The sequence below is a fragment of the Polaromonas sp. P1_E12 genome, from assembly GCF_056405975.1.
In genome coordinates this window covers 160,190-175,930 of record NZ_JBFUBB010000010.1, presented here as the reverse complement: position 1 = coordinate 175,930, position 15,741 = coordinate 160,190, and the positions used below count along the sequence as shown (strand labels likewise).

Here is a 15,741-nt window from a genome sequence, read left to right as displayed (position 1 = left end):
GGATTCTGGTATTCGGCTGTTGGCTGTTGGTATTCCTTACCCCACCCCTTCTGTATGCGCCGAGGAGCGCAGGGCCAGACGGATCAGGGCAAAAACTTGTTTGAGCCGCAGGCGAGTTGTTTTTGACCTCGGCTGGACCGAGCACCACAGGTTGCCCGTAGCGAAGCGCAGGGACGCAGACAGCAGGGTCGCCTTTTCTTTTGCTTACTTTTCTTTTGGCGACCCAAAAGAAAAGTGAGTTGCCGCCGGGCAACCCCCGGCCAGCCGCCCTCCGCAAAGAGCACACCGCCGGAGCAAGAACAGGCGAAGATAGAACCTCAACGGCCAAGATACACCTCAATAACCCGCTCATCCGCCTGCACCTGGTCCAAGGTCCCCTGCGCCAACACAGACCCATCACACAGCACAGTCACGATCTCCGAAATCGTCTTGATAAAGCTCATGTCATGCTCCACCACCATCAGCGAATGCTTGCCCTTGAGCGTCAAGAACAGCTCTGCCGTGCGTGCCGTTTCTTCATCGGTCATGCCAGCCACCGGCTCGTCGAGCAGCAGCAGCTTCGGGTCCTGCATCAACAGCATGCCGATCTCCAGCCACTGCTTTTGCCCATGGCTCAGGTTGCCGGCCATGCGGCCCACACTGTCTGCCAGGTGAATCGTCACCAGGATCTCGGCCAGCCTGTCGCTTTGTGTTGAATCGAGCTTGAAGAACATCGAATGCTTCACGCCCTTGTTGGTCTTGAGCGCGAGTTCCAGGTTTTCAAACACGGTGAGCTGCTCAAACACCGTGGGCTTCTGGAACTTGCGGCCTATCCCCAGCTGGGCGATTTCGGCTTCCTTGTGGCGCAGCAGGTCAATCGTGCTGCCGAAAAACACCGTGCCTTCATCAGGCCGGGTCTTGCCGGTGATGATGTCCATCATGGTCGTCTTGCCGGCTCCATTGGGGCCGATGATGCAGCGCAGCTCTCCGGGCGCAATGTCCAGGCTCAGCTTGTTGATGGCCTTGAAGCCGTCGAAGCTGACGCTCACATCTTCCAGGTACAGGATACGGCCGTGGGTAACGTCTACCTCGCCGGTGGCATGAGCAATACGGCGGCCACTGGCGCTACGGCCACCCGATGCCGTATTGGCCTTGCCGGCTTCCAGCGCGGCCAGGCGCTCTTCAATGCGGCGTGCACCCTGCTCAAGAAGGTCGGGGGTCATTTGCCACCCCCTTTACGAAGCTTCTTGACCAGGCCCACCACCCCATCGGGCAGGAACAGCGTGACGCTGATGAAAAGTGCCCCCAGAAAGTACAGCCAGAATTCGGGATACGCCACCGTCAGCCAGCTCTTGGCGCCGTTGACGATGAAGGCCCCCACAATCGGCCCGATCAGGCTGGCGCGCCCGCCCACTGCGGCCCAGATGGCAATTTCAATCGAATTGGCCGGGCTCATTTCGCTCGGGTTGATGATGCCGACCTGCGGCACATACAGCGCACCGGCCACACCGCACATGATGGCCGAAATCACCCAGATCGTGAGCTTGTAGCCCAGCGGGCTGTAGCCCGAGAACATCACGCGCGTTTCAGCGTCACGAATGGCCTGCAGCACACGGCCAAACTTGCTGCCCACCAGCCATTTGGCAAACAAAAAGAAACCCAGCAGCGTCAGGCCGGTCATGATGAATAGCGTCATGCGCATCGACGGCGTGGCAATCGGGATGTTGAGAATTCGCTTGAAATCGGTAAAGCCGTTGTTGCCGCCAAAACCGGTTTCATTGCGAAAGAACAGCAGCATGGCCGCAAACGTCATGGCCTGGGTGATGATGGAAAAGTAAACGCCCTTGATGCGCGAGCGGAACGCGAAGAAGCCAAACACAAAGGCAATGAGGCCCGGCACCGCCACAATCAAAAACAGGGTGGCGGCAAAGCTGTCGCTGAAAGTCCAGTGCCAGGGCAAGGTCTTCCAGTCAAGGAACACCATGAAGTCGGGCAGGTCGCTTTTGTAATTGCCGTCGCGGCCAATCTGGCGCATGAGGTACATGCCCATGGCGTAGCCGCCCAGTGCAAAGAACACGCCATGCCCCAGCGAGAGGATGCCGGTGTAGCCCCAGATCAAGTCCATGGCCAACGCGCAGATGGCGTAGCACATGATCTTGCCGAGCAGCGCCACCGCATAGGTGCTCATGTGGAACACACTGCTTTCGGGCACCCACAGGTTGAGGATGGGCGCAATGGCGCAGACGGCGATCAGTGCCATCATGAAGGCGCTCCAGCCGCCGCGCGTAAGCAGCGGGCCCTTGGCCGGAAGGTGCACGATAGTTGGCATCGGGGTCATGGTGGTCGTCATCTCAGGCCTCCGCACTGCGGCCCTTCATCGCGAAGATGCCCTGCGGCCGCTTCTGGATGAAGATGATGATGAACACCAGCACGGCAATCTTGGCCAGCACGGCGCCCGTCCAGCCTTCCAGGAATTTATTGAGGATGCCCAGGCCCATCGCGGCATACACCGTGCCCGCCAGCTGGCCCACGCCGCCCAGCACCACCACCATGAACGAATCCACGATGTAGCCCTGGCCCAGGTCAGGCCCCACGTTGCCCACCTGGCTCAGCGCGCAGCCCGCCAGGCCGGCAATGCCCGAGCCCAGCGCGAAGGCGTAAGTATCAACGCGGGCCGTGTTCACACCCATGCAAGAGGCAATCGGCCGGTTCTGCGTGACGCCGCGCACAAACAGGCCCAGCCGTGTGCGGCTGATCAGCCAGGCCACGCCCAGCAGCACCGCCACGGCAAACACAATGATGACCAGCCGGTTGTAAGGCAGCGAAAGATTGCCCAGCACCTGCACGCCACCGCTCATCCACACCGGGTTTTCAACACCCACGTTTTGCGCGCCAAAAATCGAGCGCACCAGTTGCTGCAGCATCAGGCTGATACCCCAGGTGGCCAGCAGTGTCTCCAGCGGCCGGCCATAGAGGAAGCGGATCACGCTGCGCTCCAGCGCCGCGCCCATCAGCGCCGAAGCCATAAAGGCCACCGGCACCGCGGCCAGCAAATACCAGTCAAACGCGCCGGGGAAGTATTTTTGAAACAGGCCCTGCACCACATAGGTGGCATAGGCGCCAATCATCATCAGCTCGCCGTGCGCCATGTTGATGACGCCCATCAGCCCGTAAGTGATGGCCAACCCCAGCGCCACCAGCAGCAAAATGCTGCCCAGGCTGATGCCGCTAAAAATCGCGCCCAGCTTGTTGCCCCACTCCAGCGAGGCCTCCACCTTGGCCAGCGCAGCCTGCAGGGCCACCTTCACATCGGCATCGGCCTCGGTGCCCAGGCGTTCTATCAGCACCGTTTTGGTATTGGGGTTCTTGCTGCCGGCCAGCTGCGCGGCGGCTTCCAGGCGCTTGGCCTTGTCGGTGCTGCCCAGCATGATGGCGGCGCGCATCAGCTCGAGCTGGTTCTTCAGCTCGGGCACGGTTTCAGCCGCGTAGGCTTTTTCAATCAGCGGCAAGCGCGCTTCATCGTTGTCGCCACCCAGCGTCTTGATGGCGTCGCGCCGCTGCTTCTCGTCTTTGGAAAACAGCTTCAACGCGGCCAGCGCGTTGTCGATCTCGCTGCGCATCAGGTTGGGGTTGATCACGTCTTCAGCATCAGCCGGCAGCGGCACCTCGGCGCCGGTGATCGGGTCAAAGGCCTTGTCGTCTTTCACGACAAACACCTTGTCGCCCTTGGTTTTCACCGCGTCGTCAGACAGTGCCTGGATGAATGCAGCCGTCTTTTCGTCCGCCTTGACCGCAGCTTTGGCCAAGGCCTCCACCCGTGTCTCCGTCTCGCCAATTGACATGCCTTTTACCTCCTCAGGGCTTAAGGCATGGGCGCGAGCAGCTATCAAAAGCGTAGCAAGAAAGAGTAGGCGGAGAAGTGGGTAACGAAGCATAGGGGAAAGAACCTGTAGGTTGGGCACAGCACGCAACCGTGTTGCGCCCAGACTGCAACTTCCTGAGGGGGCACCGGCTCTGCCCACCTGTGAGCAAGAACCGGACCTAAGACACCGCAAAGGTGTCAAGATTGGAAGAAGCGTAGCGAGCGGGCCAAGGTGGGTTCTGCGGCGCGGAACCGTACACCAGTACGGTGAGCACCGCAGAGCCCAGATTGGCTCGCGCAGTAGCTTCTTACTTCTTGACAGGCTCGTCGGGTTTCTTGTCGTTTCCTTCGATGTAAGGAGACCATGGCTTGGCCTTAACCGGACCAGGCGTCTTCCACACCACATTGAACTGGCCATCAGCCTTGATTTCGCCGATGAAGACCGACTTGTGCAGGTGATGGTTCTTCTCATCCATCTTGCTCACGATGCCGGAAGGCGCGTTGAAGGTCTGGCCAGCCATGGCGGCGATGACCTTGTCGGTGTCGGTGGACTTGGCTTTTTCAACAGCCTGCTTCCACATGTTGATGCCGATGTAGGTGGCTTCCATCGGGTCGTTCGTCAAAGGCTTGTCAGAGCCAGGGAGCTTCTTGGCTTTGGCATAGGCAGACCACTTCTTGATGAACTCGGTGTTGGCCGGGCTCTTGATCGACTGGAAGTAGTTCCAGGCAGCCAGGTGGCCGACCAGCGGTTTCGTGTCCACGCCGCGCAGTTCTTCTTCACCCACAGAGAAGGCAACCACTGGCACGTCTTTGGCCTTCAGGCCGGCATTGCCCAGCTCTTTGTAGAAAGGCACGTTGGAGTCACCGTTGATGGTGGACACCACAGCCGTCTTGCCGCCTTGCGAGAATTTCTTCACGTCAGCCACGATGGTCTGGTAGTCGCTGTGGCCGAAGGGGGTGTATTTCTCGTCGATGTCGGTGTCTTTGACACCCTTGCTCTTGAGGTAGGCGCGCAGAATCTTGTTGGTGGTGCGTGGGTACACATAGTCAGTGCCCAGCAGAACCCAACGCTTGGCGCCGCCGCCGGCCTTGCTCATCAGGTAGTCAACCGCAGGAATAGCCTGCTGGTTGGGTGCCGCACCCGTGTAGAACACGTTCTTGGAGAGCTCTTCACCTTCGTACTGCACAGGGTAGAACAGCAGGCCGTTCATTTCTTCAACCACTGGCAGCACCGACTTGCGGGACACAGACGTCCAGCAACCGAAGATGACGGAGACTTTGTCCTGACCGAGCAGCTGCTTGGTTTTTTCAGCAAACAGGGGCCAGTTGGAAGCCGGGTCAACCACCACAGGCTCGAGCTTCTTGCCCATCACGCCGCCCTTGGCATTGATCTCTTCGATCGCCATCAGCACGGTGTCTTTCAGTGTGGTTTCAGAAATTGCCATGGTGCCCGACAGGCTGTGCAAGATGCCAACCTTGATGGTGCCACCCGCCTGGGCAAAAGCGGCAGGCATGGCGCCAAGGCCTGCCAGTGCGACTGCGGCGGTCATCGCCTTGAGGGTAAATCGACGTTGTTGCATGTGAATCCTCGCTCCGGTAGATAGGTGTTTGAATCGCGTTTCGCTGCGCCAAAACCCGGGGAAACCAGGGCTTTTACACAGCGATGAACCGATTCTGGGGACCGGAGGGGGATTGGGGAATACGCCGGGTGGCGTATGCGGGGTGGCCGGTATGCTGTGGATTGCCGGTGAGGGCCGGCATTACAGGGAGGCCGCCGCGCCCGCTGACCTCTCTCCTATATCAAACTAAAAAAAGAGGACTCTCTTCTATGAACGCGCTGGTTTCCCGCTCTTCACACCTGGTCATCCTTGCCTTGACCGCCACAATCCTCGCAGGGTGCCAGACCACCCAACCCAGCCCAGGCGCAAGCAACCCCGAGCCCAGGATTCTTTCCGTCACCCGCGTAGGAGGAAAAGGCATCCCCAACGGCCGATCAGATTCAACGGCGCCCTATCTGCGCGTCATCAAGTTGCAAACCGCCACCGACCCTGGCTACGGTTACTCCGCCGCAAACGCCATCAGAACAGGCCCCTACGACACCCGGCTTCATCTTCTGTACCTCAACTCATTGCGCGGACCCAAAGGCGAACCCATCACATACGAGCGCCGGGGCGCCTGCTGCGAATACGAAGACAAGTCGCTCCCCAGGGGTGGCGGGTTGCTGGATGTGTATGACATTCAGGTAGACGGAGGCAGCAAGACGATCACGATTTACGTGGATATGTACCGGAGGGGGCCTCCGTTGCTGCCTGTTGGGTTTACGGGTCGGTAGTGATGTGGCTTGCTGAGCGTCGAATGCAGGATCACCATTGTGTGATCCTCGTATTGCATATACACGCCTACGGCGGACTATCCCTCTTGCGGTCTCGAGAACACAAATCTACATTGGGTGGTCTGCATTAAACATAAATGGAGGGGAGCATGACAGGACAAGAAGTACACGCAGTATTGAGTCAAAGAGGAGTCACTCATCTGCATCACGCCAATAGCGTAAAGACCAGTAGTTCACTTATCCGTCTCGGGGGACTGGCATCTCGTGGAAACGTTGAAGCCGCCCACTTGCCTCAAAGCTGGCAATACAGCGATCCTGACGACAAGAAGTACGGCATCTGGAATGACGTTTTTCTGGATGCCCCAGACTTTCATCATCGCATCTCCAATTGCAATCAGTATGGCCCCGTAACTTTCGAAGTCAGCATCGACATTTTGCTTTCATTGCCGCTTGGGTCACGGGTATTGGTAGCCAAATTGAATCCCACAAAATGGGGCGGCGTGCCTGAGGAAGAACGTTACTTTTTGACGCAGGCAGAGCTACAAGCAGGATTCTGTTTAGGAGACTTCGACCACATGCTGATAATAAGAACGGCGTCCGGAATTATTCCTTTCGGAAACCATCTCCGGCAAATACTCTTAGACGAACCTCTGCAGCCTAATCCATCAAAGCCGTACGGCGAGGCGGCAGTCCATTTGAATGCCACCCTCGCGGCTAGTCAGTCCCCAGTCGCAGTAACACAACGAGCCTGTCGCGCTGATTGCAAATGCACAGCAACTTACGCCAAACAGTGGGGCAAGTACCGCCCCTTATTTGAACTCCCCTAATTGAACACAACATTTCGCAGAAGCTCTATTAGCCCGATCCAGGGTGCGCTCAGGTCCTTGATTCAAAAGGCAGTCCGTAGAGGCGACAGCAATCTAACATCTCAGGTCGCCGATACCTTGAGGCGGCGGGGGGACGGTGATTGGTTGCGCGGTAGAGCGAGCGTCATCCTATTTGAAGAGTGCTGGCATTACGCTCGGCAATCTCGCTACATTCCGGCGAGCCCAGTTGAGGCTTTAACCGGCATTGCTCAAAGCGTCAAAAATAAAGATGCGGCTGGACTTGGCTCGTTAGCTCATGCTGCTTCAGAGAACGATACGAGCGCTTCAAAGTTAGCTGAAAACCATAGAGCCATAAGGATTGTTAAGGCTGCCATGGAGCGTCCCGCTGATTTCTTCAAATGGGCGATCAGCACTTGTCCGGGCGCAGAAGGCTTAGAAGTCGTGCACCTCGCAAACCAAGTCGTCTCGAACGCAACATGGCCTTGGGATAAAGCATTTATCTTTGCTGGAGCCTATCTCGCCGTTACCGAAGGTATTCCCATAGTTCATCCTGTAGACGATGCTGCGGGCCAGAGCTGCCCCTATTGGGTGGGAATTGACAAGCACACAGTCTGGGGAAAGTTGGCCCTACAAAATGTCTCAAAAGAAGTCGATGTTCCCTACGCAAGACTACAGTGGGCAAGTTTCTATTTCGAAAGTGTGTTGAACAATCAGCAGGAGCCTTCTCCATGGTGGGAACTTGAGAAGATTTGGCGATTCAAAAAACTCAAATGGGACATAGAGGAAGCCGCGAGCTGCTGGGCAGTAGCAAGACCTTTGGTTAAAGCAGCCCTTGCCACCCACTCGGCAGAGCTATTTGAAGTAGTCAACAATCCTGAGTTGAAACAACGAGATGGACTTCTTGATTGACTGTCATAAATCAAGCGTCCAATTTCACCCAATAAGCCTCCCCTGTGGAGGTTTTTTTGCATTGACGGGATAGTCGGGCCGCCGTCGGCCTCCATTGACCCGCGTTGTGCGGATGCACGGACCGGCTGCCCCTAAGATGAAAACCCTATGAAATTGCTTTTCTGACGGTACTGCGTGTTAACTCATTGCCCGTGCGGCTATGGAAGGCCAAAGCAGACCTATGAGATAGCGCAACCCCAACCCCTTCACGAGCATGTCTGACGCTGGTCATATTGCTACGTCCGAGACGACGAACAGAACTTTGACCTCAAGACTGATTCACGTCAGTCCGCGAAAGTCCGTCGTCGGAATCGGAGTCTTCCTCCAGCACTTCCTTTTGCGCCTCAAGCAGCCTGATCAACCGTCCGACTTCACGACCCGTAATTGGCCCGCTGACGTTGATGCGAAACTCAGTGGTCTTGGACAAACTGCCACGCATCCATTCTTTTTCATTCGGATTACTAAGTAAGCTCTGCGCTGCGTTTGAAGGCACCGGATAGCCTTGGGAATCATCAAACCCGAATGTTCCAAGTGAACGCTCTCCCGGATCCCCTATTGGCCTTAGCGCTCGACCTACTACAAAAGGGGACGCTGGCGCAGCTTGCACCGTTCGCCCGGCATTTGCTTCACGTTGCCGACGGACGATGTCACCGACGTATTTCATCCCGACTGGCTTGACTGGTTCGGAGTCATCCACTGAAGTAAGCAACTCGGCGGGGTGGTCAACACCCGCCAAAGACATAGAGAGCCTCAAATCCTTGAGGAATGAAGGAATAGAACTCACATTGAAGTTTTTATCCTTCGCCAAATAAAACGAAATGCTTTGATCTGAAGGTAACGCATCTGGCCACTTGCGAAAGAGCTCCTGGTAAATTTTGGGTGACGCTACGCACGCACGCATAGCCCGGAAAAAATCCTCTCCGTCTGGCTCGGCAAGTAGAACCGTTAATGCATTGTCCGTAAGCTTCACGTGACGGTCGTTTCCTCGGCCGATGTCCTCAAGTAGTCCGAACTGCAACAATGTCGAAATAGCCTGACGACCGCCACTGCTGGTCTCTGAATAGCCAAAGTGACCTATTGCGGCTGCCACGGGCGCTTCGGCTTTCCGTTCGGCGTCGAAATACTTCTTAGCTAAATTTATTGCTGCCCCGATGTGTGTAGACGGATAAGATACTCCACGGGTGTTTGTACGACGCGGTGCAGCACCGTTTGCTGGTACGACTTCATTGCCCATGATGTGCCCCTTTGGCTTTGTGGAAAACTAAATTTTATCGTAACAATGGCTTTTTCTGATTTTATTTTTAATTAGCCATTGAATTATCCTTGACAGAGGATTTTTCATGGTTCAGAATCGTGTCTGCTGGTGGGATGAACTACTTGTGGGCATGAAAAAAACCCACGAGGTCCTTGGCGGGATCTGGTGGGTCATTTCAACGGTAAAGGCTAGTAGGAGCTGGATCCGACTGCCCTGCACCGAGACTATGGTAGGTCAGCCTGACATTTTAGACCGTCAGGCCGTTGTAGGCAACAAGATGCTCCCCGGTAACTTTTACCTGGAAAGGAGGACGCCATGCGTTACTCCCGGCTCAGGAGCGTTTTTGTGCGCGCTTACATTCGGTTCCGCTTCGGCAAGACCGAGCATGTATGCCAACACTTCCGCTCTCACCCCGGTCAGCTCGAACTGTTTGCCTAAACGGTTAGCTTGGCCTCCACGTAAGTGGTTTCAGCCTCTGACGCAATCCGGTCAGAGGCTGTCTTATTTGTTTGAGGACATATTCCGAGTAGATGAGCCGGTGCGCTACAGACTAAAGCACCCTCACCCCCGCAACATGGACACAAGCCATTCCTCAAACAACCGAATATTCCGCTGCTCCCGCCGCTCAGGCGGATAGGTGAGGAAGTAACCATTCCCGCTGTCGACCTCGATGTCGAAGGGCTTCACCACTTTGCGTGAAGCAATCAGGTCGGTGAACAAGGCAGCATCGGCAATGGCAACGCCCAACCCGCGCTCTGCGCTTTGCACGCACATGTCTACCGTGTCAAACAGTTGCTCACGTGCGCCCTGCAGGTCCGGCACGCCGGCGCCGCGCAGCCAGGTCAGCCATTCGTACCGGTTGGCTGTGGCATGCAGCAGGGTTGCGCCGGCGAGGTCGCGCGGCTCGCGCAGGCTGGCCGCCAGCTGGGGAGTGCACAAGGGCACCAGGTGCTCGCGCATCAGCGGCACCTCAACCAGGTGGGGCCAGCCGCCCTTGCCGTGGGCAATGATGGCGTCGGCATCGGTGTTACTGAAGTCGGGTGCGTCCGTCCAGTGGGTGGCGACGCGGATTTCAAGCCCGGGCAGTTCGGCCTGCAAGGCCGACAGGCGGGGCAAGAACCACCGTACGGCCATTGTGAGAGGGGCCGAATAATCAACGCCAGACTTCTTTACGCCCGGCTGGGCGTCGCGAGGAAGTAGGTCCCGCCTGACATCTCCTCCAATCGAAGGACGCGTTCGACAAGCGTTGGTGCCACTATGTGATCGACAAGGCTTGGACTGAAGAGACAAATTTGGGGAGATCTGCGGCCTCGATGGCTTGCACACTTCGACTCACTCAAGGGAACCGCGATGCCAATAACCAGCGTAAATATCGCTCAAGCGAATACACTTCTTGCCCCATTTTGTACGCCCAACGCCGGCATTGGGATTTCCCGAGCCCTTGTCGAAAAATTACTACTTGACCAGGTCAATCTCGCTAATAAAGTAATTAATCAGGTTGCCGCAAACGAAGGATTCCACACTCTGGATACTCGTTTCTCCGGCAACATAGATACGTCGGCGTTGAGGCTGATTTTTGCGAACGTCACCAATCCAAAAAATCCCACTGAGTTCTTTCCTACGATTGAGATCGCAGGATTGCAGATAGCTATTTCGATTTTCATCGAACAAAAAGAAGTTGCGGTGATCGTGATCGATTTTCAGCGAATTGTCGCCCAGATAATTTTCGAAAAACGACGGATGCGCTTGGTAATGGTGAGCGATCAGCATGGTGTCAAGTCAACCGATAAAAAGTGGGAACACGACAAGACTCTGAAATTATTTTTTGAGACCTCTTTCAAGTTCCAGCCAGATGATTGGCTAGACCTTGGTGTATACCTGCGAGCAATCTCGGTCTTCTCAGGTTCAGAGATCTGTGAATCAGTCGTGCAAGCCCTGGAGTTTCCAGATCTCCTGTCAATCTTTGTAGGGATAAAGTTTGGTGACGATGTTCGAATACGTTGTGACGTCGATATGGTGATGCTGACAGCTACTTCGGAACTGGACTTCTCACACTGCCCGACATCGCCTTTCTCTGGCAGCATTCGCACAACGGCTACCTCTACCGCGACTGAGGCCTGGTCCGGCCATGAGGGTAAAACTACGCAGCCGAAACGCACGGAGGAAGACGTCTTTGTGAACGTCAGTGTGGACGACGATTCCCCCTCCAACCAATATCCCCCCGGCCCTCCAGTTCCAGAGAAACTGCATCAGGGGGACGTTTTCCTCTTCACTCCAATCACGCTCCTTCAGCAGAATTTCAACGGGGTGGTCAAACCATCTATTACCGCTTCAGATACTGGGTCTTTTGGTCCTATTTACTGGAGATACTCGCTGACGGCAGCTCTCAAGCAGCAAGGATTTTCACTAAAAGTGTTCCCGACTTGGCCAATCCGATTCACCATTGATGCACCGGTTGATGTAACAGCTCAATGCGGTGCCGGAATCAAGATCGGCTGTGTGCGATATGAGGCGGCAGGCGCCATGGCAGATGGGTCTGTAGATCCTCTGCAGATCGAGTTCCGAATCAACCTCGACGTGCCGCGCCTTGAATTAGTTTTTGAATCCCGAATTGCCGATATACAAGGCAAAGATTTTTCATTCCGAACGTTTCCCGAGGCGGAATTTCCAGTCAGTCAAATTCTGGATTTCCTGCTTGCGCGCATTGCCGAAGTGGCGATCACGGGTCAGGCTGGCCGTATATTGAACACCACACGCATTCCCCTCGCACGGTTTGGTGTACTCAAGCGAGTTGCTGACTTGGTGAACGGTCTTGCAGGAGTTTCCGATGGCGCCGGAAATGTCACTATGGGGGCAAAGCTGAAATTAGTTTGAAGACACGACGAGCCATCAGCTAGCCACACATTGGACGGATCGCGTTGATTTGCGGGGGCCGCTCGGACCGGCCGAGAAATGGCTGACTATCGCCAATCGAACATTAGCGTTAGTCAGCTCTACTGCCCAACTCGGCAAATAAAATTAAATACCGTTCCCGCGGTTCACCTGAAATGCGCGAGCCGGCCTTTCGGAACACCTCTGCCAGCCGAGCCCGCTCAGCCTGGACGCCAATACGAGATTCCCTCATTTGGGCAAGAGCACCCTCACCCCCGCAACACACCCAACATCCACTCCTCAAACAGCCGAATACTCCGCTGTTCCCGCCGCTGAGGCGGGTAGGTTAGTAAATAACCGTTCCCGCTGTCGACCTCGATGTCAAAGGGCTTCACCACCTTGCCCGAAGCGATCAAGTCAGTGAACAGCGCAGCGTCGGCAATCGCAACGCCCAAGCCGCGCTCGGCGCTCTGCACGCACATGTCCACCGTGTCAAACAGCTGCTCACGCGCGCCCTGCAAGTCGGGCACATCGGCGCCGCGCAGCCAGGTCTGCCATTCGTGGCGGTTGGCTCTGGCGTGCTAGAGGGTGGCATTGACCAGGTTGACGGGCTGTTGCAAGCCGGCGGCCAGTTGCGCATGGTGCCACCGTGGCGAGCACTTCAGCTTGCACTAGGCCCCGCACATCCGAGCCATGAATAAAAAGGTACACGTTCCGCCTGTGTAACCATCGCCCAACGACAACCAAAGACGGCTCGCCCAACGCGGCCAACACTGGCAAGATCAGCACAAGGCTGGCGGGGCAACAAAAACCAGACTTTCATGCCCCGGCTGCCGTGAAGCCAATGGAATACGGCGCACCGCCAGACGGCCGCGCCGCAATTCCCGCTACCTCGCAAAGAAGGTCTTCATGAAGACCTCCCCAAGCGAAGGCGGGGCAGATTCCGTAAGCCAAATATTAGGTAGAAGCCCCACTCCCGCCCTCTTCTTCCCACCCGGTACCCAAGGGAAAATCACTGATATTGTTGTTGCCCGCACCCCGCCCCGCTCACAGAAGAATCCGCTCTCAATGACGCCCACCACGCCAGCAGCCCCCGAAGGCGCCGTTCGATGACCCCACGCGAGACCTGGGTCAGCGTGCAGCTGGCCCGCACGTTTGTGCAAAATGCGCAGCCTACGCTGCATGCGGCCGTGCTGATCATTCTGGTGGTGGTGGCAATGCTGCATGGGCGTGTGGCGCCATGGGACTTGTGGGTATGGACCCTGGCCACCTGCTCCATGACGCTGCTGCGTTATGCCATCCTGCATGCATACCGCCACCGCCTGGCGGAGGCCGACGGGGTGGCGCTGCGGGAGTTCATGTCCCTCCTTGGATGGGCCTGGCCCTTGAGCGCGGTGGTCTGGGGCTCGCTGATGTTTGTGGTGTACCGCCAGGCCCCCATTGAAGACCAGCTGGTGTGCATCATGATCCTGGGGGGCATCGCGGTGGTCGCGGTGGCTTCGGGCCCGCCGAGCCTGCGTACCGTCTCAGCGTACTGCAACGGCTTGAGTGCCTCGGTGCTGGCGGCCCTGGCCTGGCGAATAGACCTGACGAGGGGTGTTTCTTCGGTACTCGACACCGGCGCGGAGATGGGGGTGGTGCTGGTCTTCCTGTGGGTGGCCCATGTGACGGGCCGGCGCATGTACCGGGCCCAGCACATCAGCCTGGAGCGGCAGTTCGACCGCCAGGAACTGATCAAGGCTCTGGAGGAGCGAAAACAGGCCCTGGCGGAGGCGGAGGCCGTGCGGAGCAGCTTTATTGCCAGCGCCGCGCATGAGCTGCGCCACCCCGTGCAGGCGCTGGGCCCGTATGCCGACTGGTTGACGGCGGAGCCGGAGTTCGCGGCGCAGATTGCGCGCAAGATTGGCGATTCGACACGCAAGATTGACGAGCTGTTTGAATCGCTGTTCAGCCTGGCGGGGCTGGAACCGGCTTCGCTGAGCGTGCACCTGCAGCCGGTAGACCTTGGCGCGCTGGTCCAAACGCTGGCCGAAGAGCACACGCCGCAGGCGCGCGAAAAAGGCCTGCGCCTGCGCACCCGAACCGCCGCGGGACGGGCGGTGTCAGACCCGGTGCTGCTCACGCGGCTGGTGGGCTGCCTGCTGTCGAACGCCTTGCGCAACACGCATGGCGGCGGTGTGTTGCTGGCCGCGCGGCCGCGCCGGGGCAAGTGGCGCATAGAGCTGTGGGACACAGGCACGGGCGTTGCGCGTGAACGCCAGCAGACTTTCTCTGAAGGCATCCCGCAGCAGGGCATGGCCGAGGGCTTTGGGCTGGAGCTGGCGGTCGTCTACCGCCTGAGCCAGCTGCTGGGGCACCCCGTGGGCATGACAGACCGCCGGGGGCGGGGCAGCGTCTTCTGGGTGGAGCTGCCCCGATACGAAGAGGTTGAGAAAAGCGCAGATACTCCCCGCGGGTCTGTACCTGGGCCTGTGATTGGGCCTACACATCCATCGCAGGCAATGCCTTCCGCAGCCGCCCGGGCGAAACACCATACAGCTGTTGAAAGTGCCGGATGAAGTGCGAGGCATCGGCAAAGCCGCATTCGTAGGCGATGGTGCTCACCGGTGAGTCGGTTGAGGTCAGCAGCCACCGGCCGTATTTCAGCCGGGAGTTTCGGTAAAACCCTGAAGGGGAAGCGCCCGTTTCTGCCAGAAAGACCCGTTCAAGTTGCCGGCTGCTGGAATCCACAATTTTGGCGATGACGGAAATTTCCAGCGGCGTGGTGATGTTCTTTTCCATCAGCACAATGGCCTGGCGGAGCTTGTCGTTGTCGGCACAGGCATAGCCCAGGGCGCGCCGGCGTGCGACGTGCGAGATGGCGGATTTGCGGGTTACCGTCATCTGGTGCACGACCTTGGCGGCGCGGTCCGGGCCGCAGTGCAGGCGAATCAGCTCGGTGGCCAGCTCGATGATCGAGATACCGCCCGCACAGGTGATCCGGTCACCATCAAAGATGTAGTCGCAGTTGGTGGTGAAGGGTAGATCGGGAAAGGCTTCCTTCCAGTCATTGACATGGAAGGGATGAACACAGGCCATGCGGCCTTGCATGAACCCATGCCGCGCGAGCGCAAAGCTGCCGGTGCAAATGCCGATCAACGGCACACCGGCTTTTGCGGCGTGGTTCAGAAACTTCACACCTCGAGGGTCGGCCGTTTTCATGAAGGGCAGCAAGCCTCCGATCACAGCCACGTAATCAAAGTTGCAGTCCGACGAAGCCGCGGGCAGCGTGGCCACTTCGACGCCACAGCTGGAGGCCACGGTCTCGCCGGCGGCGCTGAGCACCGCCCACGTGCAGCGAAGCTGTCGGCTCTGGTCGCCCAGGTCTGCGGCGTGGCGCAGCGCATCGCATAGCCCCGCCAGCGACAACAGGGGAAAACGCGGGCACAGAAAAATACCGACCCGCAGTTCCACACCGGTTTTGGGAGGCGTTTTGGCCTTGGCCGCGTCAAGCCGGTCCACCAGCTGGTTGCCCTCATCCTGTACGCCGGCCGCCCTGTTGGCCTTCGCGGGTGCACGCTTTGCGCGCTTTGCCGCCGCAGCTTTGGGCGCAGAAGCGCCCTTCGTAGGTAATTTTCCCGAATGTCGCATACGTTCAATTTACACGCCAAAGCTTCCTATGACAAGT

Annotated in this window: 13 protein-coding genes and 1 pseudogene; 6 read left to right on the top strand and 8 right to left on the bottom strand. The window is 57.7% G+C overall.

Translation table 11 applies throughout. The features are described 5' to 3' along the window. The coding region (locus AC1D13_RS23025) for a hypothetical protein (RefSeq protein WP_477690360.1) at positions 1–238 on the top strand (238 nt) is incomplete at its 5' end. A gap of 79 nt (positions 239–317) precedes the next feature. Here AC1D13_RS23025 and urtD read toward each other — a convergent pair. The 4 genes from urtD to urtA all read right to left on the bottom strand — a co-directional run bounded on the left by urtD (position 318) and on the right by urtA (position 5,421). Beyond that, a complete protein-coding gene (gene urtD, locus AC1D13_RS23020; RefSeq protein ID WP_477688406.1) occupies positions 318–1,202 on the bottom strand; it encodes an urea ABC transporter ATP-binding protein UrtD in 885 nt (294 codons plus the stop codon). After that, a complete protein-coding gene (urtC, locus tag AC1D13_RS23015) occupies positions 1,199–2,317 on the bottom strand; it encodes an urea ABC transporter permease subunit UrtC (protein ID WP_477690359.1) in 1,119 nt (372 codons plus the stop codon). The genes urtD and urtC overlap by 4 nt, the downstream gene beginning before the upstream one ends. 13 nt (positions 2,318–2,330) lie before the next feature. Further along, positions 2,331–3,914, bottom strand: a complete 1,584-nt coding sequence (gene urtB / locus AC1D13_RS23010) for an urea ABC transporter permease subunit UrtB (RefSeq protein WP_477690358.1) — start codon at positions 3,912–3,914, stop codon at positions 2,331–2,333. A gap of 235 nt (positions 3,915–4,149) precedes the next feature. Beyond that, positions 4,150–5,421, bottom strand: a complete 1,272-nt coding sequence (urtA, locus tag AC1D13_RS23005) for an urea ABC transporter substrate-binding protein (RefSeq protein ID WP_457282107.1) — start codon at positions 5,419–5,421, stop codon at positions 4,150–4,152. Positions 5,422–5,669: 248 nt separating this feature from the next. On the opposite strand from urtA, the gene AC1D13_RS23000 reads away from it, so the two are divergent. The 3 genes from AC1D13_RS23000 (at position 5,670) to AC1D13_RS22990 (ending at position 7,909) form a co-directional block, all read left to right on the top strand. Beyond that, positions 5,670–6,173, top strand: a complete 504-nt coding sequence (locus AC1D13_RS23000) for a hypothetical protein (protein ID WP_477690357.1) — start codon at positions 5,670–5,672, stop codon at positions 6,171–6,173. 149 nt (positions 6,174–6,322) lie between these two features. Next, a complete protein-coding gene (locus AC1D13_RS22995; protein WP_477690356.1) occupies positions 6,323–7,000 on the top strand; it encodes a hypothetical protein in 678 nt (225 codons plus the stop codon). 57 nt (positions 7,001–7,057) lie between these two features. After that, positions 7,058–7,909: a hypothetical protein gene (locus AC1D13_RS22990; protein ID WP_477690355.1), complete on the top strand. Its 852-nt coding sequence runs from the start codon at positions 7,058–7,060 to the stop codon at positions 7,907–7,909. Between the two features lie 307 nt (positions 7,910–8,216). Here the strand turns inward: AC1D13_RS22990 and AC1D13_RS22985 are convergent, their stop codons facing one another. Continuing rightward, positions 8,217–9,182 (bottom strand): hypothetical protein, encoded by a 966-nt coding sequence (locus AC1D13_RS22985; RefSeq protein ID WP_477690354.1) that lies wholly within the window; start codon positions 9,180–9,182, stop codon positions 8,217–8,219. Positions 9,183–9,764: 582 nt separating this feature from the next. Beyond that, positions 9,765–10,337, bottom strand: coding sequence for a LysR substrate-binding domain-containing protein (locus tag AC1D13_RS22980; protein WP_477690353.1), 573 nt, complete (start codon positions 10,335–10,337; stop codon positions 9,765–9,767). A 216-nt stretch (positions 10,338–10,553) separates the two neighbouring features. Here AC1D13_RS22980 and AC1D13_RS22975 point away from each other — a divergent pair, with 216 nt between their 5' ends. Further along, complete coding sequence (locus AC1D13_RS22975) at positions 10,554–12,077, top strand: hypothetical protein (protein WP_477690352.1); 1,524 nt, start codon at positions 10,554–10,556, stop codon at positions 12,075–12,077. A gap of 266 nt (positions 12,078–12,343) precedes the next feature. On the opposite strand, the pseudogene AC1D13_RS22970 reads toward AC1D13_RS22975, so the two are convergent. Further along, positions 12,344–12,631: pseudogene (locus AC1D13_RS22970) on the bottom strand (LysR substrate-binding domain-containing protein); the annotation flags it as partial. A 552-nt stretch (positions 12,632–13,183) separates the two neighbouring features. On the opposite strand from AC1D13_RS22970, the gene AC1D13_RS22965 reads away from it, so the two are divergent. Then, positions 13,184–14,632 carry a sensor histidine kinase gene (locus AC1D13_RS22965; RefSeq protein ID WP_477690351.1) on the top strand — a complete coding sequence of 483 codons (1,449 nt, stop codon included), beginning with the start codon at positions 13,184–13,186 and terminating at the stop codon, positions 14,630–14,632. On the opposite strand, the gene AC1D13_RS22960 is transcribed toward AC1D13_RS22965, so the two are convergent. Further along, entirely contained in the window at positions 14,556–15,704 is a 1,149-nt protein-coding gene (locus AC1D13_RS22960; protein WP_477690350.1) for a GlxA family transcriptional regulator, read from the bottom strand. The two genes, AC1D13_RS22965 and AC1D13_RS22960, sit on opposite strands and share 77 nt — an antisense overlap. Positions 15,705–15,741 lie beyond the last annotated feature (37 nt).

Bases quoted from the DNA above. Each gene is read 5' to 3' on its own strand.
- urtD (WP_477688406.1), bottom strand. From the start codon at position 1,202: ATGACCCCCGACCTTCTTGAGCAGGGTGCACGCCGCATTGAAGAGCGC.
- AC1D13_RS23000 (WP_477690357.1), top strand. From the start codon at position 5,670: ATGAACGCGCTGGTTTCCCGCTCTTCACACCTGGTCATCCTTGCCTTG.
- urtC (WP_477690359.1), bottom strand. From the start codon at position 2,317: ATGACCCCGATGCCAACTATCGTGCACCTTCCGGCCAAGGGCCCGCTG.
- AC1D13_RS22980 (WP_477690353.1), bottom strand. From the start codon at position 10,337: ATGGCCGTACGGTGGTTCTTGCCCCGCCTGTCGGCCTTGCAGGCCGAA.
- AC1D13_RS22960 (WP_477690350.1), bottom strand. From the start codon at position 15,704: ATGCGACATTCGGGAAAATTACCTACGAAGGGCGCTTCTGCGCCCAAA.
- urtB (WP_477690358.1), bottom strand. From the start codon at position 3,914: ATGCTTCGTTACCCACTTCTCCGCCTACTCTTTCTTGCTACGCTTTTG.
- AC1D13_RS22975 (WP_477690352.1), top strand. From the start codon at position 10,554: ATGCCAATAACCAGCGTAAATATCGCTCAAGCGAATACACTTCTTGCC.
- AC1D13_RS22985 (WP_477690354.1), bottom strand. From the start codon at position 9,182: ATGGGCAATGAAGTCGTACCAGCAAACGGTGCTGCACCGCGTCGTACA.
- AC1D13_RS22995 (WP_477690356.1), top strand. From the start codon at position 6,323: ATGACAGGACAAGAAGTACACGCAGTATTGAGTCAAAGAGGAGTCACT.
- urtA (WP_457282107.1), bottom strand. From the start codon at position 5,421: ATGCAACAACGTCGATTTACCCTCAAGGCGATGACCGCCGCAGTCGCA.
- AC1D13_RS22965 (WP_477690351.1), top strand. From the start codon at position 13,184: ATGACCCCACGCGAGACCTGGGTCAGCGTGCAGCTGGCCCGCACGTTT.